This is a genomic window from Vibrio sp. 704 (genome assembly GCF_033339295.1).
Genome location: NZ_JAWOUH010000001.1, coordinates 617,004 through 641,186, shown reverse-complemented (window position 1 = coordinate 641,186; position 24,183 = coordinate 617,004). Strand labels below are relative to the sequence as shown.

24 protein-coding genes are annotated in these 24,183 nt (G+C 41.5%); 15 read left to right on the top strand and 9 right to left on the bottom strand.

What is annotated here, in order from left to right:
- Positions 1-10 precede the first annotated feature (10 nt).
- Together modB and modC are read left to right on the top strand one after the other, a co-directional pair.
- Positions 11-700, top strand: coding sequence for a molybdate ABC transporter permease subunit (modB, locus tag R7R24_RS02650; protein ID WP_017820163.1), 690 nt, complete (start codon positions 11-13; stop codon positions 698-700).
- Positions 697-1,803: a molybdenum ABC transporter ATP-binding protein ModC gene (gene modC / locus R7R24_RS02645; RefSeq protein ID WP_005388041.1), complete on the top strand. Its 1,107-nt coding sequence runs from the start codon at positions 697-699 to the stop codon at positions 1,801-1,803. Before modB ends, modC begins: the two co-directional genes overlap by 4 nt.
- A 76-nt stretch (positions 1,804-1,879) precedes the next feature.
- Here the strand turns inward: modC and R7R24_RS02640 are convergent, their stop codons facing one another.
- The gene (locus R7R24_RS02640) at positions 1,880-2,317 is read right to left on the bottom strand and encodes a DUF3069 domain-containing protein (RefSeq protein ID WP_005376232.1); all 438 of its coding nucleotides are present in this window, start codon (positions 2,315-2,317) and stop codon (positions 1,880-1,882) included.
- A 273-nt stretch (positions 2,318-2,590) separates the two neighbouring features.
- Here R7R24_RS02640 and R7R24_RS02635 point away from each other — a divergent pair, with 273 nt between their 5' ends.
- Positions 2,591-3,550 carry a diguanylate cyclase gene (locus tag R7R24_RS02635; protein ID WP_017634619.1) on the top strand — a complete coding sequence of 320 codons (960 nt, stop codon included), beginning with the start codon at positions 2,591-2,593 and terminating at the stop codon, positions 3,548-3,550.
- Positions 3,551-3,802: 252 nt separating this feature from the next.
- On the opposite strand, the gene R7R24_RS02630 is transcribed toward R7R24_RS02635, so the two are convergent.
- Entirely contained in the window at positions 3,803-5,041 is a 1,239-nt protein-coding gene (locus R7R24_RS02630) for a sensor domain-containing diguanylate cyclase (RefSeq protein WP_130545642.1), read from the bottom strand.
- Between the two features lie 253 nt (positions 5,042-5,294).
- Between R7R24_RS02630 and R7R24_RS02625 the strand changes: the two genes are divergently transcribed.
- The 10 genes from R7R24_RS02625 (at position 5,295) to R7R24_RS02580 (ending at position 15,147) form a co-directional block, all read left to right on the top strand.
- The gene (locus tag R7R24_RS02625; protein WP_047101090.1) at positions 5,295-5,663 is read left to right on the top strand and encodes a late competence development ComFB family protein; all 369 of its coding nucleotides are present in this window, start codon (positions 5,295-5,297) and stop codon (positions 5,661-5,663) included.
- Between the two features lie 41 nt (positions 5,664-5,704).
- Positions 5,705-5,986 (top strand): HlyU family transcriptional regulator, encoded by a 282-nt coding sequence (locus R7R24_RS02620; RefSeq protein ID WP_005376244.1) that lies wholly within the window; start codon positions 5,705-5,707, stop codon positions 5,984-5,986.
- Between the two features lie 434 nt (positions 5,987-6,420).
- The gene (locus tag R7R24_RS02615) at positions 6,421-7,977 is read left to right on the top strand and encodes a Re/Si-specific NAD(P)(+) transhydrogenase subunit alpha (RefSeq protein ID WP_054579595.1); all 1,557 of its coding nucleotides are present in this window, start codon (positions 6,421-6,423) and stop codon (positions 7,975-7,977) included.
- 8 nt (positions 7,978-7,985) lie between these two features.
- Positions 7,986-9,362 (top strand): Re/Si-specific NAD(P)(+) transhydrogenase subunit beta, encoded by a 1,377-nt coding sequence (gene pntB / locus R7R24_RS02610; RefSeq protein ID WP_054579596.1) that lies wholly within the window; start codon positions 7,986-7,988, stop codon positions 9,360-9,362.
- A gap of 155 nt (positions 9,363-9,517) precedes the next feature.
- Positions 9,518-10,972 carry a sensor histidine kinase VxrA gene (gene vxrA, locus R7R24_RS02605; RefSeq protein ID WP_025767766.1) on the top strand — a complete coding sequence of 485 codons (1,455 nt, stop codon included), beginning with the start codon at positions 9,518-9,520 and terminating at the stop codon, positions 10,970-10,972.
- Complete coding sequence (vxrB, locus tag R7R24_RS02600; RefSeq protein ID WP_005376251.1) at positions 10,947-11,609, top strand: response regulator transcription factor VxrB; 663 nt, start codon at positions 10,947-10,949, stop codon at positions 11,607-11,609. The genes vxrA and vxrB overlap by 26 nt, the downstream gene beginning before the upstream one ends.
- A 6-nt stretch (positions 11,610-11,615) precedes the next feature.
- Positions 11,616-12,497, top strand: coding sequence for a DUF2861 family protein (locus R7R24_RS02595; protein ID WP_033907061.1), 882 nt, complete (start codon positions 11,616-11,618; stop codon positions 12,495-12,497).
- Positions 12,498-12,557: 60 nt separating this feature from the next.
- On the top strand, positions 12,558-13,679 hold the full coding sequence (locus tag R7R24_RS02590) for a conjugal transfer protein TraF (RefSeq protein WP_053349901.1): 1,122 nt from the start codon (positions 12,558-12,560) through the stop codon (positions 13,677-13,679).
- 41 nt (positions 13,680-13,720) lie between these two features.
- Entirely contained in the window at positions 13,721-13,882 is a 162-nt protein-coding gene (locus tag R7R24_RS02585) for a YoaH family protein (RefSeq protein ID WP_005376257.1), read from the top strand.
- A gap of 875 nt (positions 13,883-14,757) precedes the next feature.
- Positions 14,758-15,147: a universal stress protein gene (locus R7R24_RS02580; protein WP_005376258.1), complete on the top strand. Its 390-nt coding sequence runs from the start codon at positions 14,758-14,760 to the stop codon at positions 15,145-15,147.
- Positions 15,148-15,237: 90 nt separating this feature from the next.
- Here R7R24_RS02580 and R7R24_RS02575 read toward each other — a convergent pair whose 3' ends face one another.
- Together R7R24_RS02575 and R7R24_RS02570 are read right to left on the bottom strand one after the other, a co-directional pair.
- Positions 15,238-15,450, bottom strand: a complete 213-nt coding sequence (locus R7R24_RS02575; RefSeq protein ID WP_005376260.1) for a hypothetical protein — start codon at positions 15,448-15,450, stop codon at positions 15,238-15,240.
- Positions 15,451-15,746: 296 nt separating this feature from the next.
- Positions 15,747-16,586, bottom strand: a complete 840-nt coding sequence (locus R7R24_RS02570) for a LysR family transcriptional regulator (protein ID WP_054579598.1) — start codon at positions 16,584-16,586, stop codon at positions 15,747-15,749.
- Positions 16,587-16,667: 81 nt separating this feature from the next.
- On the opposite strand from R7R24_RS02570, the gene R7R24_RS02565 reads away from it, so the two are divergent.
- Positions 16,668-17,018, top strand: a complete 351-nt coding sequence (locus tag R7R24_RS02565) for a hypothetical protein (protein ID WP_054579599.1) — start codon at positions 16,668-16,670, stop codon at positions 17,016-17,018.
- A gap of 687 nt (positions 17,019-17,705) precedes the next feature.
- Here R7R24_RS02565 and yciH read toward each other — a convergent pair.
- The 4 genes from yciH to R7R24_RS02545 form a co-directional block, all read right to left on the bottom strand.
- On the bottom strand, positions 17,706-18,017 hold the full coding sequence (gene yciH, locus R7R24_RS02560; protein WP_005376292.1) for a stress response translation initiation inhibitor YciH: 312 nt from the start codon (positions 18,015-18,017) through the stop codon (positions 17,706-17,708).
- 1 nt (position 18,018) lies between these two features.
- A complete protein-coding gene (locus R7R24_RS02555; RefSeq protein ID WP_005376294.1) occupies positions 18,019-18,405 on the bottom strand; it encodes a DUF3319 domain-containing protein in 387 nt (128 codons plus the stop codon).
- A 128-nt stretch (positions 18,406-18,533) separates the two neighbouring features.
- Entirely contained in the window at positions 18,534-19,523 is a 990-nt protein-coding gene (locus R7R24_RS02550; protein WP_033907069.1) for a D-alanine--D-alanine ligase, read from the bottom strand.
- Positions 19,524-19,672: 149 nt separating this feature from the next.
- Positions 19,673-20,242 carry an SPOR domain-containing protein gene (locus tag R7R24_RS02545; RefSeq protein WP_005390018.1) on the bottom strand — a complete coding sequence of 190 codons (570 nt, stop codon included), beginning with the start codon at positions 20,240-20,242 and terminating at the stop codon, positions 19,673-19,675.
- 236 nt (positions 20,243-20,478) lie between these two features.
- On the opposite strand from R7R24_RS02545, the gene R7R24_RS02540 reads away from it, so the two are divergent.
- Complete coding sequence (locus R7R24_RS02540) at positions 20,479-23,112, top strand: bifunctional acetate--CoA ligase family protein/GNAT family N-acetyltransferase (RefSeq protein WP_025767773.1); 2,634 nt, start codon at positions 20,479-20,481, stop codon at positions 23,110-23,112.
- Between the two features lie 77 nt (positions 23,113-23,189).
- Here R7R24_RS02540 and R7R24_RS02535 read toward each other — a convergent pair whose 3' ends face one another.
- The gene (locus R7R24_RS02535) at positions 23,190-24,077 is read right to left on the bottom strand and encodes a LysR family transcriptional regulator (protein ID WP_017634152.1); all 888 of its coding nucleotides are present in this window, start codon (positions 24,075-24,077) and stop codon (positions 23,190-23,192) included.
- Positions 24,078-24,183 lie beyond the last annotated feature (106 nt).

The following is a 24,183-nucleotide window of genomic DNA, read 5'->3' as shown; positions in this document are numbered from 1 at the left end:
GGAACGAAGCGTGACAGAACTGGAATACCAAGCCTTAATGTTAAGCCTCAAAGTAGGCGCGTACGCAGTACTTTGGCTGATTCCTCTCGGCGTTTTTCTTGCTTGGCTACTTTCTCGAAAAACGTTCATTGGTAAATCGATTCTCGATAGCTTAATTCATTTACCACTGGTATTGCCGCCAGTGGTAATCGGCTATTTATTGTTGATTTCTTTAGGACGACAAGGGTTCCTTGGAAAGTGGCTCTATGAAAACTTAGGGGTAGTATTTAGCTTTAATTGGAAAGGGGCAGTAGTCGCTTGTATTGTCGTGGCTTTGCCTTTGATGGTTCGTTCAGTACGCTTAAGCTTAGATAGCGTCGACCCTAAATTGGAGCACGCAGCCTCTACGTTAGGCGCTTCTCCTTTAAAAGTGTTTCTCACCGTCACGTTACCACTGACCATTCCCGGAATTATTACGGGCACGATGCTGTCATTTGCTCGTAGTCTTGGCGAATTCGGGGCGACGATCAGTTTCGTCTCTAACATTCCGGGTGAGACCCAAACGATTCCGCTGGCAATGTACAACTTTATTGAAACGCCAGGTGCAGAAATGCAGGCGGCTCGTCTGTGTATCATTTCTATCGCGTTAGCCTTGTCTACATTAATGATCTCTGAATGGCTAAATCGTAAAGCGGCAAGCAGATTGGGTGCGAAGCAATGACGATTAAAGTCCAATTTAAACAAATGCTTGGTGAGACTGACTTCGACATCAAACTTAAGTTACCTTGTAACGGAATTAGTGCCTTGTTTGGACGATCTGGTGCAGGTAAAACGACGTTGATTAACATCATCAGCGGATTGGTCACTCCAAGGCAAGGGTATGTTGCGGTTGGTGAGCATGTTTTGTTTGACAGTGAACAGGGAATCAACCTACCAACGCACAAGCGTGGTATTGGTTATGTGTTTCAGGATTCACGTTTGTTTCCTCACTATTCGGTTCAAGGCAATTTGTTGTATGGCGTTAAAGAAAAAGATGACGAGTATTTTGATGCAGTCACCGAACTCTTGTCTATCAAACCGTTACTAAAGCGCTTTCCGGTATCACTTTCTGGTGGTGAAAAGCAACGTGTTGCGATTGCGCGCGCATTGCTATCTAAACCCAATTTGCTTTTGATGGATGAGCCACTTGCCTCACTCGATATGCCAAGAAAGCGTGAGGTAATGCCTTTTCTTGAGGAGTTGTCGGAGAAGGTAAATATTCCTATTATCTATGTCACACACAGTCTCCAGGAAATTTTAAGGCTTGCTCAGCACCTTGCAATTATTGACCAAGGTAAAATTTCGAGTTCAGGTAAGCTTGAGGAAGTGTGGGCTTCTCATGCTATGCGTCCATGGCAATCTTTCTCAGATCAAAGCAGCTTATTTGAAGGCCGGATTGCTGAACATCATGAACGTTATGCACTGACTTGTATCAGCCTTGCACCTAATGTATTCCTGTGGGTGCAAAAGATTGACGGAACACCAGACACGCCAATACGCTTGCAAGTGCGTGCCAACGACGTTTCTATCACGCTCGAGCAACCCAAGGCGACGTCGATTCGAAATATTTTGCCTGCTATTGTCGATTCCATCGAGGCGTTTAACGCAGCCGATGACAAGCAGAGTATTAATGTATCACTCAAGCTAGACGAGAAATGTTATTTGTGGGCAACGATCACACCGTGGGCCCTTGATGATCTCAACCTAAAAGTTGGTAGCCGTGTTTTTGCACAAATTAAAGGTGTCAGTGTGACACAAAAAGATATGGCACTAGCGCCTCATTAACCGTTTAGACTGATTTACGCTTCATGATCAAAAAAGGCCGCAAAGTGCGGCCTTTGTTACTAGAAGAATGTCGGAATTACTTCGCGAATACTTCTTTGAATTCACGCTTAAGAAGTGGGTCACGACGTGCTTTCTTAAGTTGCTTAACCATGTCTTTCACACAGTTGTGAAGCACATTATCAAGTAGTTGAGCACGGTATTCTTCTTTATCTTCATCTGTCATGTTTTCTGGCAGATTAAGAGTCGGAAACTCTTCCATCACATTAATACCAGCGAATGCTTGGCCTACAGAAACTAGAGCATGAAACTGTTCAAAGTTGTCTAGAATGTTCTGTGCACTTGCTGGCATTTCGTCCCATGATTCACGTACCGCTTCTTCAGACACTTCATGGATAGAGGTAACCATTTCGAACATTTGCTCTGGAACTTCGTCAAATTCGATAACTTTACGTAGCTCTGGAGAAATGCTGGCTAGATCGATTTTTTTGCTTTCGCTGTTAGTTGCTTCTGACATGGTGTGTCTCTCATTACAAAAAGGCGGGAATATTAATACCAAATGCATCAAATAGCTATACCCATTAATCCACAAGATGACCAAAGTGAATGAGTTTGTTGAACTTCTGCTCACAGGCCATGATTAGATAGGGTAACGTCCAGTCTAACTGCTTTATGCAATGGATTCCGTGATATTCAAACAAAAATATAGCACTTAATTATGAGTCGAATGCAACAACTCTATGAGTATGGTATATGTTTAATAAAGACATAATTAAAAATGGAACGCGTTATGCAACCGACAGGGACATCGATGCGAATCCTTCTGGTTGACGATGTTCAGCTAGACAGGATGCAGTTGGCTATTCGTCTAAAGCAACTTGGACATATTGTAAAAGCCGTAGGTAGTGGACTAGAGGCGTTAAATACCTACGAGAGTTTTGATCCGGAACTGGTGTTACTCGATATATCAATGCCAGATATGAACGGTTTTGAAGTCTCTCTTCATATAAGAGAAACGTTTCCGGATTGGATCCCAATTATTTTCTTGAGTAGTCACGAAGAGCCAGAAATGATTGCTAAAGCCATAGACGCGGGCGGTGATGACTATTTAATTAAGCCGGTAGATAAACTGGTACTGAACTCTAAACTTATCGCAATGCAGCGTATTGCTCATATGAGACGAGAGCTTAAGCAAGCGACAGCTCAATTGGAGCAAGTTAATCAACTTTTGACTCAGCAAGCGAATGAAGATGGCCTAACCAAACTCTATAACCGCCGTTATATCGACCATAAGTTGGAATCGATGGTTGCATGGCATGGCCGTCACAATATGCCAATGGCTTTGATTCTATTGGACGTCGATTTTTTTAAACCGTTTAATGATAATTACGGTCATATTGAAGGCGACCGTTGCTTGCAAGCGATTGCGAATCAACTAAAGGCGACGTTTTGTCGCTCTGGGGAATATGTGGGTCGATATGGTGGAGAAGAGTTTGTCGTGTTGCTAGGGTGTACCGACACTCAAACAGCAGAAAGAGAAGCCGAGCGTATACAAGAGGCTATGTATTTTCTCGATTACCCACATGAGTATTCTAGTGTGTCAAATAGAGTGACAGTGTCACAGGGTGTTTTTGTTTTTCAACCGACAGGGAAAGAAGTGCAATCAGATTTGTATGCGACAGTTGATAAAGCACTATATACATCAAAATCTTTGGGAAGAAACACACATACTGTGGTTAATTCTTTTTAAAAACAAAATCTTATGAATATTACTCCTTTTGTTGCGTTGTCACTTTTTGGTGGTTATTTTAAAGCTAACTCAAAGTAAGATAGGCAAAACAGTGCGAACGGAATGTCGCAATCGGGCGTATACCTTATACCTTTGATTAGATAGATAACATCGGGATAGTGGCAACGATGAGTGCAGTTATTATGCTGATGGGGAAGTTCGGTTTTGTTTTAAACCCGGACAAGCTTGTTAACTTTCACGATTGGTGAGGGTCTAACGAAGCTTTATGCAGTTACGTCCGGCCTTTTTCGCTTTGTAAAGTGCTTCGTCCGCTAATTTAATGACGTCCAGAGGAGCTTGCCCATTCCGGCTATCAGCAACTCCGAAACTTGCGGTAACAAAAACCGACTTTCTTTTCGAGCTGTTGCTACCACGACGTTTTTGTCCTTGTTTATGGTTCTCAGGGCGAGATTCTTCATCGCGTAATATCATCTCGTATTCTGCAATCGATTTGCGAGCTTCTTCCAAAAAGTTCTTACATTCGTCAGCGTATTTGCCTTTAAAAACGATGGTAAATTCTTCTCCGCCAAATCGATAAACTTTTGCGCCGCCTGGGGTTTTAGTGAGGCGCGAAGCGACCATTTTTAGAACGTCATCACCAGTATCGTGACCGTAGGTGTCGTTAAACTTTTTAAAATGGTCAACATCAAGCATTGCGATCGTGAACTTCTTACCCATGTGTTTTAGATCGAGATCAAGTGCACGTCTGCTCGGAATCAGCGTTAGGCTATCGGTGAAAGCCAGTTGATGGCTAGCGGAAGCGGCATAAATAATGATAAGCAGCCCTGTTAGAGTAAACATGGTGCTTGATATGTACTGCACATCAAAGAAAATGAACGTCGCAGACGCCAATACCATGGCAGAGTAGGTCATCGCATGGATAATTTCATTCTTCTTTAAAACAAGAATTCCAAGAAAACAGACAATACCCACGCAATATAAAACAAGAATGAAAGGCAGTTTAGAGACCGTCGGTACAATAAATAAAATACCGCTTGTCCATTGTTCAAACCCTCCTTCAACGTAATATGCTAGCGTTAGATAAGACCAAAGAACGAACATTGCTAACATCAAGATGTAAGTCAACATGGCTCTAGAGTCAAAACCTTCTTTACTAAACAAAAATACCGTAAGAAACGAGACAGGAAGTAACGTGGCTAAAATGGTTAGCTCAAGTAAAGCGGTACCACTTTGAAGCGGGACTTGTAGGCGGTGCTGTATCACGAAATAGGCTAGCAACATTGCCAAGCACACCATGGACTCTCTGCCTTGCTTAAATGAATAACAAAGGAGTAGCGCACAACCTAATAGTATGTACGGCAAGTTTGCGGCAATGCCCCAGTTTGCCTGAGTCATCTGAATAATGCTGTCCATGCCCGAACTCACTATGCCCAGTAGCAAAAAAGGGAATAAGAATCTGAAGCCTGATGAAGTCATTGACGATGAGGACATCTATTACAAACTGCCTGAAAATAGTTGACTATATAATTGGTTAGGTAAATCGTTTTATCAATATGGATATTTATCCGTTATTGAATTTCGAACTTTGAGAACTAGCAAGAATACGTCTATTTGTTCCTTTTCCCAAGTATTTTGGAAGACATTACCGCAAAAAGAGAGAGATTGATTAAATTAAGAGCAATCAATAAGTTGTTATAAACAAGTCGTTGCTATACTCATTTCATAGGAAAAAGGAGATTTACAGATGCAGATAAGCTCAGATGTGCACAATTACATGGAAACATTAGTAGGTCAGGTTCTCAGTTTGCCCGAATTTTTAGAACAGTATGACAACGAACAGTTAGCCGATATTGCTTGCCTTGCGCTTATCCAGCTCAAGCCTGTCTATATCCGTTATGATATTGATTTTTTGTCTTCACTTCCTGAACAAAAATTAAGCCAGTTTAAGCAAAGCGCGGATATAGCGGTGAAAAACGCTGCAGAAATGGTGAAAGAAGACAGGCGTAAGAACCGAGAGTATGATGTGCCTGTAATTTTTTCCCATACTAGTTATGATGATGACAAAGAGTTGGATTGGTATGAAAAACCGATCCTTAACGTTAATATTAAGTAAGAGTCGCTCAGTTGACTAGTGAGCTGACCCAAGGAGGAATCGTGGGATTTTTTTCGCGTTTGTTTGGTGGTAGTGAGAAAACGGTTGAAGCCAAAAATATCGAACCAGTTGAATATAAAGGTTTCCTTATTTACCCAGAGAGCCTTTCAGAGGGCGGACAATATCGCATCGCTGGTCGAATAGAAAAGCATGACAATGATGAAGTGAAAACACATCGGTTTATTCGCTCCGATTTACTTGGCTCAGAGCAAGATGCCAATGACCTTATGTTGAAGAAATCTCAAATGTTTATTGATCAAATGGGCGATAAAATCTTCGACTAGCAATTTACTGCAATTTGATTCCAGTCATCTTAAAAAGAGCCATTAGTGTATATGCTAGTGGCTCTTTCTTTTTAACGCTTAAATCTCTGTTAAGTCAGTATTTAATCGTTACCTGGTTAGACCTCAGTCTAGTACGGTGTTGCGTTGTTATTTTTCGAGCACAGAGCGACAATCATTCATTACTTAGCGTTATATGTAATGAAATTTAGTATTTAAATTACAAAACACTTGAAGTAATGAGACGCGTTCGATACAAACAGAATAATAACAGGGCTGTTAGTCAAGGTGTTATTGCGCAAATGGGTGTCCCCAAACATCATCTTTCGTTTGCAATTGTCTTGCGTGGTAAACAGATAGAAATAAAAAAGAATTAGAGTAGAGCGATGCTCTGTTTTGGGACTAATTTATTGATATGTATACAAGGAGTATGCGTTTTGCAAATCGGTGTACCTAAAGAGATACTCGCGGGTGAATCGCGAGTGGCTGCATCGCCGAAGTCGGTTGAGCAGTTAATAAAATTGGGATTCGATGTCGCGATTGAATCCCAAGCGGGGGTGCTAGCGAGTTTCGATGATGCCGCTTATGAAGCAGCTGGTGCGAAAATCGTTTCTAGTGAAGAAGTTTGGGCATCTGGCCTTATTTTAAAAGTTAATGCGCCAATTGTGGATGATGAGCAAGGCATTGACGAAATTGCGTTACTGCAAGATGGAGCAACACTGGTTAGCTTTATTTGGCCGGCTCAAAATGCTGAGTTGATGGAACAACTTTCAAGTAAGAACATTAACGTTCTTGCCATGGATTCCGTTCCTCGTATCTCACGTGCACAAGCCTTAGACGCGCTATCTTCGATGGCTAATATCGCTGGTTATCGTGCAGTGGTTGAGGCAGCTCATGAGTTTGGTCGTTTCTTTACAGGTCAAATTACGGCTGCCGGTAAAGTACCTCCAGCGAAAGTATTGGTTGCGGGTGCTGGCGTCGCTGGCTTGGCGGCTATCGGTGCTGCAGGTAGCTTAGGTGCCATTGTCCGTGCGTTTGACGTCCGCCCAGAAGTAAAAGAGCAAGTTGAATCGATGGGCGCTGAGTTCCTGACCGTTGACTTTCAAGAAGAGTCAGGCTCTGGGGATGGCTACGCAAAAGAAATGTCTGATGACTTCAACAAAAAAGCGGCAGAGTTATACGCAGAGCAAGCTAAAGATGTTGATATCATTATTACGACCGCGCTCATCCCTGGTAAACCTGCGCCGAAGTTGATCACCAAAGAAATGGTCGACAGCATGAAAGCGGGCAGTGTAATTGTCGACTTGGCAGCTGCTAATGGCGGTAACTGTGAATATACAGTGAAAGACCAAGTTATCATGACGGATAACGGCGTAAAAATTGTTGGTTACACTGACATGGTTGGTCGTTTGCCAACACAATCTTCTCAGCTTTACGCGACAAACCTTGTCAACCTTCTAAAACTGCTGTGTAAAGAGAAAGATGGCAACATCAATATTGATTTTGAAGATGTTGTTATCCGTGGCGTTACCGTGGTGAAAGCAGGTGAAGTTACTTGGCCAGCGCCACCAATTCAGGTTTCAGCTCAGCCGCAAGTGAAACAAGAACAGCCTGTAAAGCCAGAGCCTAAAGTAGAAGAACCTACGTCTCCAACGAAGAAAATTATTGGTGTGGCAGCGGCTGTTGGAGCCTTTGCATGGGTTGCATCGGTTGCTCCAGCAGCGTTTCTTTCTCACTTTACTGTATTTGTTCTAGCGTGTGTTGTCGGATACTACGTAGTATGGAATGTTACCCATGCACTTCATACTCCACTAATGTCAGTAACGAATGCCATCTCTGGCATTATTGTCGTTGGTGCATTACTGCAAATTGGACAAGGTAATGGCGTCGTTTCATTCCTATCTTTTATTGCCGTATTGATCGCGAGTATCAATATCTTCGGTGGTTTCACCGTCACCAAGCGTATGCTTGAAATGTTCCGCAAAGATAAATAGGAGTCACAATGTCTGCAGGATTAGTACAAGCAGCTTACATTGTTGCTGCATTATTTTTCATCATGAGTTTGGCGGGGCTTTCAAAGCAAGAGTCTGCTCGTAATGGTAACTACTACGGTATCGCTGGTATGACGATCGCGCTGATAGCGACGATCTTTAGCCCAGATGCGCAAGGTTTTGGTTGGATCATTATCGCGATGGCGATAGGTGGTGCGATCGGTATTTTCTATGCGAAGAAAGTAGAAATGACCGAGATGCCAGAACTGGTTGCGATTCTACACAGCTTTGTAGGTTTAGCTGCGGTTTTAGTTGGCTACAACAGCTACCTAGATGCGCCAGAAGCAGCAACACATGCTGAGCATGTTATCCACCTTGTAGAAGTATTCTTGGGTGTGTTCATCGGTGCCGTAACTTTCACCGGTTCAATTGTCGCATTTGGTAAGCTGCGTGGTGTGATTTCTTCGTCGCCACTTAACCTGCCTCATAAGCACAAAATGAACCTCGCAGCGGTTGTTATTTCTACGCTTCTTATGATCTACTTCGTAAAAGCAGATGGCAGCATGTTCGCTCTTATTTTGATGACTTTGATCGCGTTCGCATTCGGCTACCATTTAGTCGCTTCAATCGGTGGTGCAGATATGCCAGTTGTTGTCTCTATGTTGAACTCATACTCAGGTTGGGCAGCAGCGGCAGCAGGTTTCATGCTAGCAAATGATCTATTGATTGTAACAGGTGCTTTGGTAGGTTCATCAGGTGCGATTCTTTCTTACATCATGTGTAAAGCAATGAACCGTTCGTTTATCAGTGTTATTGCCGGTGGTTTTGGTCAAGAGATAGTGATTTCAGGTGACGAAGAGCAGGGCGAATATCGTGAAACAACGGCTGAAGAAGTTGCAGAGATGTTGAAGAACTCAAAATCAGTAATCATCACTCCAGGATATGGCATGGCAGTAGCTCAGGCACAATACCCTGTTCATGAAATTACTGATGTACTTCGTTCACAAGGTATTGAAGTTCGCTTTGGGATTCACCCAGTAGCGGGTCGTCTACCGGGGCATATGAATGTGTTACTCGCTGAAGCAAAAGTACCGTATGATATCGTTCTTGAAATGGATGAAATCAATGATGACTTTGCAGAAACCGATACCGTATTGGTTATCGGTGCTAACGATACGGTCAACCCAGCCGCACTGGAAGATCCGAACAGCCCAATCGCTGGTATGCCCGTATTGGAGGTATGGAACGCGAAAAACGTAGTGGTATTCAAGCGCTCAATGAATACTGGTTACGCAGGAGTACAGAACCCACTGTTCTTCAAAGAAAATACATTAATGCTATTTGGTGATGCGAAAGAAAGTGTTGAGTCTATTTTTAAAGCACTTTAACCATTCTTGATTTAAAACTATACAGGGTCAGCAATCGCTGGCCCTTTTTTGTTCCGTTTCAATGTTATAGTAATGCAAATCCTTCTGTTAGCAGATGTCAATTGCTTGTAGATTGATGTATAGTTTTGGCTAATGTAACAAGTGACGGTAACAGTTTGATTAAAAAGTTTTTGCTCGGTTTTGCAACTGTATTGCCGCTTTTTTCGGCACCTGCATTTTCCGATTCACTACCAGAAAGAATAGATACGTTTACAGAGCTATTTAACTATGAAGTAGCTCTTAAGTCGTACGATATTCGTATTCTGCAATCAAATTATCCTACCAAGTTACTTGCGCCAGATTCGCTTCTGCCGCAAACGTCTGACTATCCGTTAAAAGATATCCAACAGCTTTACAGCTTGGCGAATACTTGTCGTGGCAAATTACCATTAAGTCCTTTAATTACTGAGCCTTTAGTATTTACAAGGGCGATTTGTAAAGGGACGCAGCTGACACCTCGTTGGTTCTCGCGTAGTGGTCTCATTCACCCTGGTGGTGGGACGTATGCGGCACGTTATGTGGATAAGTATCCAGAACTCAAACCCAAACTATCTCAGTACATGCATATAAAAGAGCGTGATAACGAGGAAGGGGATGAGTTGCTAGAAAGCTTGAAAAACATGGATGACGACGCCATTAATGCTTTGATTGCAGGCGCGAGCATGTTTATTGAAGGTAACGAACTTTGGTTAAGACGTGGTGACCGTTACTTTGTTTTCGAGAAAGATATCTGGCAAGAGAACGTAGCGAATGCGGGTCTGTCATACGCTCTAGCGTCTCAAAGCAAAAGTTGCTTTGTTAAACGAGGCAATATTTGTTGGGATGTAGAAGATCACTCGCAAGTTTTGCGGATCAGTATGATCATACTGGTAATCGCCAATATTCTTTTGGTGATTGGTTGGGCGGTGTACCGTTGGAATAGCAAGCGAGAAGAACTACGTAGTAGAATGCTCGTGTTGCAAATTTTAACGCATGAGCTCAGAACACCGATTGCATCTCTGTCACTAACGGTTGAGGGCTTTCGTCGAGAGTTCGAGCATTTGCCTGAAAGTGTGTATGACGAATTCCGCAGATTGTGTGAAGATACGCGCCGCCTGCGTCAATTGGCAGAAGCGAGTAAAGATTATTTGCAATCTGATAACCAAATGCTTGCAACAGACTGGGTACCATCCGTTGCAGATTGGTTAGAATTTAAGATCGAAGAAGAATTTGATAGTGCCGTGCTTTTTAACATCAATGAAGATGTGGCTGCTAAAGTTAATGTGTACTGGTTAGGAACTTGTATCGATAACTTGCTTCGTAATGCGCTTAAGTACGGTGTCGCACCGGTTGAATTGGATGTCTCAACTAGTGAAGAAAAAATAGTATTCCAAGTCCGAGATGCAGGAGGCCTAACGGCTAAAGATTGGGCAAATTTGAAGAAACCGTTCGTAAGTAAGAGCGGGTTAGGACTTGGATTAACAATCGTTGAATCTATGGTAGGCCGCATGGGCGGAAAAATGTCCTTAATGGGACCACCTACAACTTTTATATTGGAGATACCTTGTGAAACAGACACTGCTTCTCGTTGAGGACGATAAAAACTTGGCTGACGGCCTGTTAGTAAGCCTGGAACAAGCAGGATATGAGTGTTTACATGTGGAGCGTATTGCAGACGTAGAGCCACAATGGAAAAAAGCTGACTTGGTAATTCTCGATCGCCAACTCCCAGATGGTGACTCTGTACAATGTCTCCCAGAATGGAAACAGATTAAAGACGTACCAGTTATCTTGTTAACGGCACTTGTTACCGTAAAAGATAAAGTTGCAGGCCTTGATTCCGGCGCGAACGACTACTTAACAAAGCCTTTTGCTGAAGCGGAGCTTTTTGCGAGAATCCGTGCACAGCTACGAGCACCGGATTCAGCAGAACAAAGCAACGCTGATAAAGTGATTACAAAAGACTTAGAGATTGACCGCTCGACTCGTGAAGTGACTTATAAAGACGAGCTAATTACGCTTACTCGAACAGAGTTTGATTTGCTGCTATTTTTGGCGTCAAACTTAGGTCGCGTGTTTACTCGTGATGAGCTACTTGACCACGTTTGGGGTTACAATCATTTCCCGACAACACGTACGGTTGATACACATGTACTACAGCTTCGTCAAAAACTGCCAGGACTGGAAATTGAAACACTTCGTGGTGTTGGCTACAAGATGAAAGCATAAGTCGTAATGAAAATACTACTCCCTGTAGTTGTCTCATTAGCGTTAGTGAAACCAGTCCATGCGATGGACTGGTTTCAAACTAACACGCCTTTAACACAGGCACATCAACACTTACTTGAAGATGATCTTGCGGGTATGTTCAACTCTCTTGTTGAACTCTGGCAAACGGAACCAAGTAAAGATTTGACTCCTCACCTTAATGATCTTCTTGGTCAGTCACTATCTAAAAATTGTGGCAAGGCTCTCACTGGTGTAACGCTGCCTGATTGGATAAGTGGTGTGAACGTTATTCGTCAGACTATTCAAAGCCCTGGGCGAGATACATTTAGATTGGTAATCAAGCTAAGAGCTACAACTGACATCGAAAATATTTCATTTAATCGATGGGTGGATGATTCTATATCCGCGGACAGTTCATTCAGCTATGAACAACAGCCGAGCGGGACAGAACTTGCCAACGAGCGTAGCTACTCGAAACGCTATAACTTAACAGGTAAACTTGAAGCTGGTTTATATCACTTAACCGTTGTTTCTACTGATAAACAAGAGTATCGAACTTGGGTAATACTTGGAGATTCAAACTCTTCTCAATATGTTCGTTGGACATCTAAAGAGAATTGGAAAGTAGAAAAGAGCGCACTTCGTAATCCCCATTGTCCATTACCGCAACTTGAAGTCGGTTTGTATGACTACATTGATGGCCAGTACGAGCAAATGTGGAAAAAGACTTACGAGTCTAACTATCCAAATTCATTGGAGCTAGCGGGTGTCCCAAACGATAGATACGTATTGGCGGTAAGTATCAATAGTCGCCGTTGGCAGGGCGATATAATTGTTGAGCAGGCTCAAACTATTAGCCGAACCTATGATCTTTCCCAGGAAGAATAGTTAAAGAAATACTACTTGTGCCGATAAAGGTTCAGGACGAACTAAAATCACAAGTGTAGTATGAAAAACAAATATAAAATTCTTGCCACTTCTGTTGCTACTATTCTTTTCGCTAATGCTGCTTCTGCTGCTACTTATGCGATAGAGGCTCGTAGTGATGCAATGGGGGGCGTTGGTACCGTATCAGCAACTTATCTAACTGCGCCTTTTTTCAACCCCGCTCTTACTGCGATTTATCGCCGAAATGACGATGCAGGAATGATCGTGCCAAGTTTTGGTGGCAGCTACGATGATCAATATGATCTAGTTGATGAAATCGAACGCATCAGCAAATTGACAGACGTCGATGAAATCAAAAAATCGATGGATGCTATCGATGGGAAAAAGACAGACTTTGATCTTGGTGGTGTCGTTGCCATTGGTATCCCCAACAAATTCTTATCTGCAACTGCATACGGTAAGCTATACACTGAATCATTCGTACAACCAAATGTTGATACCTCAGGTACTAATCCATTAGATGATAGCTATGTACAAGGTGTTTCTATTGGCGTGGCTGAAGCTGGTATTTCACTTGCTAAATACACTAATTTCATGAACCAACACCTTTCTTTTGGTGTTACTCCTAAACTTCAGCGTATATACACATACTCATACGCCACGAGTTTTCAGAATTTTGATACTAAAGACTTACGTGAAAATGAGACCGCGGAAACGATGTTTAACTTAGACGCAGGCGCACTTTGGTTCTTTGGCCCATATCGTCTCGGTATTTCAGCGAAAAATTTGATCGGAAGAGACGTTAAAACAAAATCATTCCAATATGGCAGCGATACGATAAAATCATACGAATATAGCATGCGTCCTGTATACACCGTTGGGGCAGGGATTGTTGCCGATTACTTTACGATGAGTGTTGACTACGATCTTAACGAAGAAAAACGTTTTTCATCCTTTGATGATAATACGCAAATGATTCGAGCTGGTATTGAATTTGATATTTTGCGTCAAATGGCATTACGAGCAGGGTATATGAAGAACTTAGCTCGAAGTAAGGACGAAGGAACCATTACTGCTGGTATCGGGTTGTCTCCACTTAAGTTGTTCGAATTGGATATCGCAGCTCAGTACACAAACGAGAACGCTATGGGTGCATCCATTAATTTCCTTGCTACCTATTAATTGAATCGTTATAGTCAGCTCCTCAAAATGAGGAGCTTTTTATGTTTGACGATTTACCCCCTCTATCTCACCAAGAGCAACAACAAGCTGTAGAGAGAATTCAAGAATTGATGGCGAAGGGCACAAGTACTGCAGAAGCTATCAAAATTGTTGCCGAACGGATTCGTTCTGAGTACGCAGAAAAACAACAGCAACAAAACTAATCAATTCATGGACAGGGCATACGCCCTGTTTTTTTTGCCTTTCTATTTTCAATTCCTTTACATTCCCAAACACCACCCTAGTTACGCTGTAACTACAATTTACTAAACCTCTATGATTTTAATCTTGTTCAATTGCCTTTAAGACTAAATAGCGAGTTAGTAAAATTTTACCTAATCGTGTTAACCTTAGTTTTCGTAGCACAGGTAATTAGGCATTTTTTAAAGAACTCATAAATTAAACTCAATAATATCAATTCTTTACCTCGGGCATTTAATCTGCCGACCATATTGGTTGCGATTAATCTTGTAATTTAATTACAAAGTGCGAGAGGACTTCGTTCCCAGGTAGAGGATTATGCTGAAAAAAGAAAAAAGATACACCGTAACTTATAACGGTAATTAAACTAGACTTATTAAATACGCGATATAAGAACAGTAAGCACTCGCAGACATATGTAATAGATGAATCGGAAGTTCATCTTATTTAGCTGCTTTTTTAGCCGAAATACGTCTCCTGGATTTGAGCGGAGCATTACATATTGAACACGCTTAACCTAAAGTAGTTTTACTAAACTAGACGACGTTGAAGTGGGTAATATGAAACCTCAAGAGTAGTAGAAATCAAGAGCAGTAACGCCTATTACAACGTAACGTTTCCTGACGTCCTTCCTGTTAAATAGTCCGATAATTAGAGAAGAAATTGGAAAAACATCGTTGATCTTTGGATGAGAGGAAGCAACAAGGTTGCAATGAAAACTATTTGCCTGTTTTACACTAAACTCCTTTAACTATCATGTAGCAGTAGTTTTGATGTTGTGTTCGCTCTATGTGGACTAGACTTAATATGAGAACAAAAACTAACCAAGGGAGGAATGATGGGTTACAAGCACGTTTTGGTTGCTGTCGACTTATCTAAATCTAGCCAAGCCGTTATCGAAAAAGCAATAATGCAAGCGGATAACTCAAGCAGCAAACTCTCATTTGTTTACGTAGATGTTGATCGCATAGTCATGGAAGCGAAGGAAGAGCAAGAATTGGAAAGAAGGCTGCAAGAGCTCGCTGATAAATGCTTATGCCCAGTAAACGAGACCATGGTAGTAATCGGCGATCTTCATATAAAACTATCGGGAATCGTCAAAAAAGAGGGGATAGATTTAGTTGTCTGTGGTCATCATCACAACTTATTGAGTCGCTTTTTTTCATCGATACCAAAGGTTGTGAACGAAGTTGAAGCTGATTTATTAATCGTCTATTTAGACGAGTGATCGACAACTCTTGTTCGCACTCATCATTTTTTGTCACTAAAAAGCCGAACTTTTATGTTCGGCTTGGTGTATCGGTGATAATAAAAGTTTTTAGCCAGGAATGATTGATGCCTCATGAGATAAAACAGATGCAGACTCCGCGTTTGACTGCAGATCAAAATGTACGTTAACTTGCACGCCTTCTCGCTCAAAAGTGACATCATCAAAATCGGTCATAGCGATTTTGAATCCATTTCTAGCAAAAAAGCCAGTCACCATAGTTCGCTGCTTAATTTCTAATGCAGACGCGAGTAGCTTATCCATGGCATTCTCCTTGGTTATTGTGGGGATATGGGTAGAAGATACACACAGATTGGTATGAAATCAATTTTATATAAAGTTGCTTTTGATGAAAATTTTAATGTAAGTCAATCTATCGTTTACCCCACGTGATTTATTCCACGCAAAACCTTGATAACAAGACGGCAGAGCATCTCACATTGTGATAGCAAGCATAAAGATGGGGGTGTTAATAAATACCGCTGAAACAATATGTTACAAAGATTAGCGTTAGGCCTAGTTGAGTAGACAACGCAAAATTCTAAATCTGAACAACCGCCCTAAAATGACTCACTCTTCAATACTTGTGATAACTCAGACCTAATAAAAGTAGATATCTCGGCTAGCTTTCTTGGCAAAGGGTTTTGATAAGGGTAGGCAATATACATGGAACGTTCTATATCAAAAGTTTGCGATATTCGGATGTTTTTGTCTATATAGTTACTTTTAACAAGATAGTTTGGAATGACACCAACCCCAACTCCCTCAGAAACAAAGTTTATTAAAATAGAGGTGTTATCAACTTCGATAACATCAGTATATTGACTTTTAATTGATTCCTTATTCGAATGATGTTTGTAGATTAATAGTGTTTTGTGGTTGGCATTACTTACCCTAGATATCAAAACATCACTATAATCACCAAGTTTATGTGCAATAAGAGTGTCATCAATAACATTATTAAGCCTAATCGCTAAATCTACATTGCTTTCTAATAAATTTTCTACATTGTTACTTGACGATATTTCAAAATCAACTTTTGGATATCGTTCTTTTAAGTCTTTAAGAACAGAACCAAAAATAGAAGAGGCTATAGAGTTGGGCATTGTGATTTTAAACTTTCCATCAATGCATTCACTCAACGAGCTAGCTCTGTAATTTAACTCGTGCAAACTCTCTAGCGTCTTGATAGCAAGCTCTCTAATGCTTTCGCCATGATCAGTTAAAACGAGTTTCCTTGTTGTTCTGTGGACGAGTGTTACGCCAAGTTGTTTATCTAATGCTGCTAGCTGCCTGCTGACTTGAGCTTTAGACTTTCCAAGTTCTTTTGATGCATCTGTAAGAGAGAGGCGTTTACAAATGGCTGCAAAGCAGATCAGCTCATTGTTCATCAATTCCATGATTGTTACCTTTTTGCAACTCTGAGTCACATTGTCTTTTAACTGGTGGGAAAGTATAACTTGCATCATCGGAGGGGGACAATGATATTTAAAAGCCGCCATGAAATAATGGCAGACTACTATCTTAATAAAACCATATTGGATATTAAGTTAAACCGATATCCTGAAGGAATTAACTCAATCGGATTAAATATAGAAAATAAAGATTTAAAAATAGAAAGTTTGTCTCGTGAAATTACTAAGTTGGATTCGGGTGATTTAATTGTTGATTGTGCATCATTGATAATGACTCATTACATATCGGAAAAAGTAATAATAAAAGTTGAAATTGATTTTTTAAATTATAAAGTTAAGCGTGTAAGGATATTAAAATATGAAGACTGCAATACAAAATTCGAAAAGATCTGTTTATCAGAAAGATACATTGTATAGAATAATAAATAATATTAGTACTTTGTATACCAAATCACTAGTAAAATTATTTGGTGAAGAGCTGAGAATCCATCATTGCAAACATAAGATTAATGTAAGAACCACTAACGAGTTGAGTGAGCATATGAAGAAAGATCTAGGTATAGATTGAAAAGTAGAGAGTTTACACCTGTTAGATTCCTTGTTCCTATAAAGATAATCTAGTACTTACACGTTAGGGTCAAGCAAACGCGTATCCATGTTGATTTATATTGAATGAGCAAGATGCAAAACCAACGTGCATGGTGTCGGACGTAACCAAAGATACAGTTCAAGTTGTCGCTGTGGTGAAATCGAAGTTCACGGTCCATACAAGACAGCTGATGAGGCTTGCAAAGCAGCAACAGCCAAATACGGTGTAACTAAACTGACTTCACCAATGCTAATCTTCTAACTCTTAAGTTCGTATTATGTATATTATGTTAAATCACATATAGCCGTACGCTAAATGTTGTCTGAGTATGCTCCTATTCCCCTGCAGATTTTAAATTTAAGGGCCTTACGGTGAGCATTAAACATAATGGTTATTTACCATAAAATAGCTAATATCGATCTATCAATCTACGATTGCTTGCTCTTCAATTAGCAACTTATAAAAAATGGCGTCTATTTCTTTAGACGCCATTTTTGTTTACTGGAAATATTAAATTAGCCACCGGCTAATTTGACTGTCATGCCTTTCTTTTCAAGATGTGCCTTGATCTTGTCTCTAGCATCACCTTGAATCTCGATATTGCCATCTTTTACAGAGCCACCACAGCCACAGACTTTTTTGAGTTCTGCCGCTAATAACTTTAAAGGTGCATCATCCAAGTCTAAACCTGTAACAATGCATACGCCTTTACCTTTACGGCCTTTCGTTTGGCGCTGAATCCGAACAACACCATCGCCTTTAGGGCGAGATACTTTTTCTTCTTCCGGTTTAATTCGACCGGTTTCTGTTGAATATACCAGAGTCATTCTATTGTTTCTTTTGTTGTTGAGCTTGCATCGCTTTTTGCTTTGCAACCAAATAAGCTTCGATATGGCGTTGAATAGCGGCTTTACTGCCCTTAATCAGTTTACCATTAAACATACAGTACCAAGAGTTAGGTTGGCCTGTATCATTTTGAATAGTATAGCCGTTAAAGACCTCTGATTTTGCAACACCTGTTTGCTGCACTCTCTGTCCGAGTGAAGCAAACTCTTTGGGATCAATAATCGATGCGGTGTCACACCACCAATCAATGCTTTTCTTTACCGCCGTCAAACTTCCCTGTAAGACGTGGTTCTTGATTTTAACCTTCCAAACACTGCCATCTGATCCGACTGACTGCAGGTTAAAACCTCTATAATTTGAAATCGCCATACCACTGAGTCATCTGTTTAATGCGTTGATATAATCATAATTGCTACTGAGCAATATTCAAATACGGCTTGAATAAACCTTGCTCTAGAAAACAACTTGTATCATAAAACGCGTCTCGATAACGTTAATCACTTTGCACTGTTTATACAATCTTCCAAGAACTCATGAAATTTGTGCCCGTTGTTTTGAAGCATTTTAGGGAACATTGAGATCGGAGTCATTCCTGGAAATGTGTTTACTTCGTTTAAGTAAATCTCATCATCTTCCGTTAGGAAAAAGTCGATACGAGATAAATGACGAAGATTCATTTGTTTAAATACCGTCTCAGACGCGTGTTGGATGGAATCTAATTGTATTTGAGTTAGATTCTTCGCCTCAACTTCTGTGAGCGAGTGACTTGAACTGCTGTACTTTTCATCGTACGAGTAAAAAGCACCATCAGGCGCGATGACCTCGCCTGGCTTAGTGATATGTAGTTGGCCATTCATCTCATATGCAGCAACTTCAAGTTCTCGAGGTTTTACTGCTTTCTCAACCAACACTTGGTCAGAAAACCCAAAAGCATCATTTACTGCATTAGAAAGCTTGTCTTTTTCTGTGACACTGTAACAGCCAACGGAAGAGCCTTGGCGAGCGGCTTTAACAAAAACTTTTCCCCACTTTTCAAAGGCTTTATGAGCTTGAACGTGAGCTTCTTCATCGTTTCGCGTTAAGAATAAGTATGGCGTATTGGGTATGCCGATAGCGTCGTACCAAAGCTTAGATGTGATTTTATTGAAACTATTGCTACTCGCTTCTGGCCCGCAGCCAAGATAAGGAATACCTGCGATTTCAAACAGAGATTGAATGTCGCCTGTTTCGCCAGGAAAACCATGTATACAAGGCACGATGAAATCAATGGTTTGATTAGATTCACTTGAGCACAACTGCTTGGTATTGAGATCCAAGTAAACCAACTCACCTTGGTTGGTCATCCAACCTTCGTTTTTTATTTCTACGCGTGTAACGTGAACGTCTTCAATAAGATTTAGTTGTTGTTCGACAAAATTTGCAGACAATAATGAAATCTCGTGCTCAGAAGAGCCACCGCCGCATAGTAAAAGAATATTTTTAATCATGAATCCATCTTTCCGTGACCTACAAAAGATACTATTTATTATGATAAACCTTTGAAGTGTGACGTACAGTAATTTTAATGTGAGGAATGTTGTTCGAATAGGATTTGAGCAAATAAATAAGGGAGCTATTCGCTCCCTTATTTGATATGTTAATTTAATTTGTTAAGCGTTGGGTAAGCTGAGTTTTTGATTGCATCAATGCTTTTAACAAATGGCCTTAACTGCTGAAATTGAGCTGGCAAAGTCGAAATCGCTTGCTTGGCTTCTGCGCTTGTTGCGTAGTCTCCGTACAAAACTGAGAACCACTTAGTACCGTTTACAACTTTGTAGTTTTCCCAAATTGGCTGACCGTTCTGTGGCAGCTTATTTGCAAACTGATCGACTTTCGCTTGGCTACCCACAGCTGCGACTTGAATGGTATAGCCGAATCGTTGAATGCCAGCTTGCTTTTTACTTGGTGGTACGATCTTAACTGGCTTCGCCTGCTCTTTTGGCGTTAGCTTGACTACTTTCTTCTCTTCAGGCTTTGCCGTCATTTTCACAACAGTTGGTTGTACGTCTTTTTCTACTACAGCGTTTTCAGACGCCATAATTGGTTTAGAGATACGATCTGATTTGTAGTCCTCTCGGTAACTTTCTGAGGTCACATCCGTGATGTAAGTTTCAGATGCACAAGCAGAAAGCAGAACTGACAAGCCGATGATTGCGATTTTTTTCATGAAGTAACAAATGCTCTGGATAAATATTACGATAAATCATGCCGATAGCAGGGCCGTTTATCAAGCATCAAATACAATAATCTGTGATTTTGATGTGATGAATAACACAAACTCCATAAGCATCGTACACATTTTCTGCAATGTCTGGTCTGAAGATGTTTTATCAGTAAATTATTCGTTTATGATTGATATGAAACCGAGAAGCCAACGTGACTTACAAACGGCCAGGAGTCAGCATGAATAAATTACATAAACTCTTTAAACCCAACTCTGTGGCCGTTATTGGGGCATCTCAAAAAGCATTGCGAGCAGGACATGTTGTGATACGCAACCTTCTACAAAGTGGATTTGGTGGCGCGATTATGCCAGTAACGCCGCGATATAAAGCCGTATCTGGCGTGATCGCTTACCCTGATGTAGCTTCCCTGCCCTATACGCCAGATATTGCAATTTTGTGTACGAACGTTTCACGTAACGAGCAATTGCTTAAAGAGCTAGATGAGAGAGGCACACCGTTTGCGATTGTTATCTCTGATGACCCTAATCCTTTAGATATCTCATCATTGAACATTCGAGTCTTAGGCCCAAACAGCTTAGGTATCATCCTTCCTTGGCACAATTTTAACTGCACGTTTTCCCCTGTTGCAGCTAAACCCGGAAAAATTGCTTTCATCTCACAATCCGCGGCGGTTTGTACCACGGTTTTAGACTGGGCAAATGATAAGAACATTGGTTTTTCTTCGTTCATTTCGATTGGGCGCGGACAAGATATCGATTTTGCAGATTTGCTCGACTATTTGAGTATGGATGGAAACACTGAAGCTATTCTGCTTTATGTTGATAATATCCAAGACGCTCGCCGATTTATGTCTGCTGCGCGCGCCGCTTCACGTAACCGACGTATATTGGTGCTAAAAGCGGGCCGCTCTAAAGAGATGAATACTTTTGAGCAGCAAGACGGAGATACACTTGACGTAATTTACGATTCTGCTATTCGCAGAACTGGTATGTTACGAGTCAGCAATACGCATGAGCTTTTTGCCGCGGTAGAAACACTCACGCATTCTGTGCCACTTCGTGGAGAGCGTTTAGCGATCATCACCAATGGCGGCGGCCCTGCTGTTATGTCCGTTGATACTTTGATTGAACGTGGTGGCCAACTCGCAACGCTTGATGACGCTTCCATTGAGCAATTACAAGCAGTACTTCCATCCAACTGGCGTGCTCGAAATCCAATTGATCTGTCTGGTGACGCAACCCAAAAACGCTATATTGATACCATTAACGCACTGATGAATAACGACTGTGCAGATGCGATATTGATTATGCATAGTCCTTCTGCTGTTTCTGATCCTCTTGAAACTGCTCAAGTCGTTATTAATGCCATCAAATCTCACCCTCGGCATAAGCATTTTAATATCTTGACCAACTGGTCAGGAGAACAAACGTCGAGAGAAGCGCGACTGGCCTTTACTCAAGCAGGCATTCCAACCTATAGAACACCTGAAAGTGCGGTTGTAGCATACATGCACTTGGTCGAATACAGACGAAACCAGAAACAACTAATGGAAACGCCAACGACGGCAGAGCCATTACATTCTGGAAGTGTGAGTTCAGCAAAAGAATGGGTAAACGAACGACTACTGGATAAAAACACAGTTACCTTGGATACGCATCAAACCAGCCCATTATTTAAGCTGTTCGGGTTTAACGTTTTGCCTACGTGGATTGCATCTGACGACATTGAAGCCGTTCATATGGCAGAAAATATTGGATATCCTGTTGCGGTTAAATTGCGTTCTCCAGACATTCCTCATAAATCGGATGTTCACGGTGTCGCTCTAAATTTAAGAAACAGTCGAGAAGTTTCCAACGCAGCGCTATCCATTTTAGATACCGTAAAGCTCAGCTACCCTTCCGCCAATGTACATGGGCTGTTGGTACAAGGGATGGCAAAGCTCGGCAGCGCTGAAGAGCTACGGATTAGTATTGCAGTAGATAAAGTCTTTGGACCAGTGATCTTGCTTGGTCAAGGCGGCTCTGAGTGGAATATCGCCCAAGATGCCGTCGCTGCACTTCCTCCTTTGAACATGACGCTTGCGCGCTACCTTGTCGTTGTTGCCCTAAAGTCTGGAAAGATTCGCCTGCAGAAACACAAAGATGCGCTCGATATTACTGAGTTGTCGAAGTTCTTGGTTCGTATCTCCCAAATGGCAGTTGAGTTACCAGAAATACAAAAACTGGATATCCATCCAGTGCTAGTGTCCGGAAGCGATTTAACTATCCTTGATGCAGATGTCACACTGTGTAAATACGAAGGAGACGCCCAAAAACGGCTAGCGATTCGCCCTTTCCCGGCAGAGTTTGTCGAAACTGTAACGCTTCGAGATGGCCAACCTATCCTGCTTCGCCCTATCTTGCCTGAGGATGAGCCGCTGCATGCTCAATTCATTAATAGCGTATCGAAAGAAGATCTCTATAAACGTTTCTTTTCTGAAGTTGGAGAGTTCAACCATGAGGCTTTGGCAAACTTTACTCAAATCGACTACGACCGCGAAATGGCGTTTGTTGCGGTAGCGTTTAATACTGACGGACCGTCTATCATAGGGGTAGCCCGCGCATTGATTACACCAGACAATAGTGACGCTGAGTTTGCTATTTTGGTTCGTTCAGATTTGAAAGGAAAAGGTTTAGGCAAAGTGCTGATGCAGAAAATAATCAGCTATTGCAAAATTAAAGGCACAAAGCAAATGTCTGGAATGACCATGCCAACAAACAGAGGAATGTTGATGTTGGCTCAGAACTTGGGGTTTGAGATCGATGTCCAGTTTGCAGACGGTACGGCAGATATGGTGCTCCCTTTAAATTGAAAAGCGCAGCATTAGCGATGACTTTTACTTCTTACATTCGATAATCAATGGGAATCTAAGAAGTAAAAGTTACGTTGTTACTTTAGTTTCCAATTCTTTTTTAAGTACTGAATACACCAGGATTTTGCCTCACCCATAGTGTTCCGGCGCCATGCCAAAATAATATCCATCGGCTGTTCTTCAGTGCCTTCGATTCGTTTCAATACACCACTATCAATAAGAGGTTGTGCAATTTGGCTTGGTAATGTACCAATGCCTAAACCTGCAGTTAGCGCTTCTACTTTTGCCGTAAAGTTGGTGACGGTCAAGCGAGGCTGTTTTTGAATAATATTAATTGAGAGCGCGGGTTGCTCACGTGCGGTATCTGCAATAGCAATGATCCGATACTTTTCTCGCGCTGCTTCATCAAACTTACCACTACGCTTGTGAACATAGTGATCAGCGGAAGCTACCCAATACATACTCATTTTACCAATTTTTTCTGACTTAACTTCTTGAGGAAGCGTATCCAGTGATGGGCAAATCAGTAAATCAGCTCTCCCCGTATTCAACGACTCCCAGCTACCAGCCAGAATCTCCTCTTGCAGCCTGACTCGAGTTGAGCTGACCTCGGCCAGCGCATCAACCATCGGGAAAAAGTTGGATATAGGAATAATGCCATCGAAGGCAATGGTAATATCCAGTTCCCAGCCATTCGCCAATAACGTTGCATCGTTCACTAACTTTTCACTGGCTTGTAAAATGGCTCTTCCTCTTTCAAGAATAAGCTTACCTGCTTCAGTAAAATGGGCTTTGTGACCAGAGCGATCGAAGATAATAATGTCTAAGTCTTGCTCGAGTTTCTGGATTTGATAGCTCAGCGATGACGGGGCTCTGTCTAACTCATTCGCAGCAGCAGCAAAACTCCCTCTTCGATCAATAGCATCTAGAATATGGAGTGCTTCTAACGTAATTGGACTCTGCACATGGCCTCTCTTAATGTGACATTTATCACATTCGTTGTATTTGGATGAACTTATCAAGAACTAACGACAAATTATATAACATATTGATAACTAAAGACTAGGAATG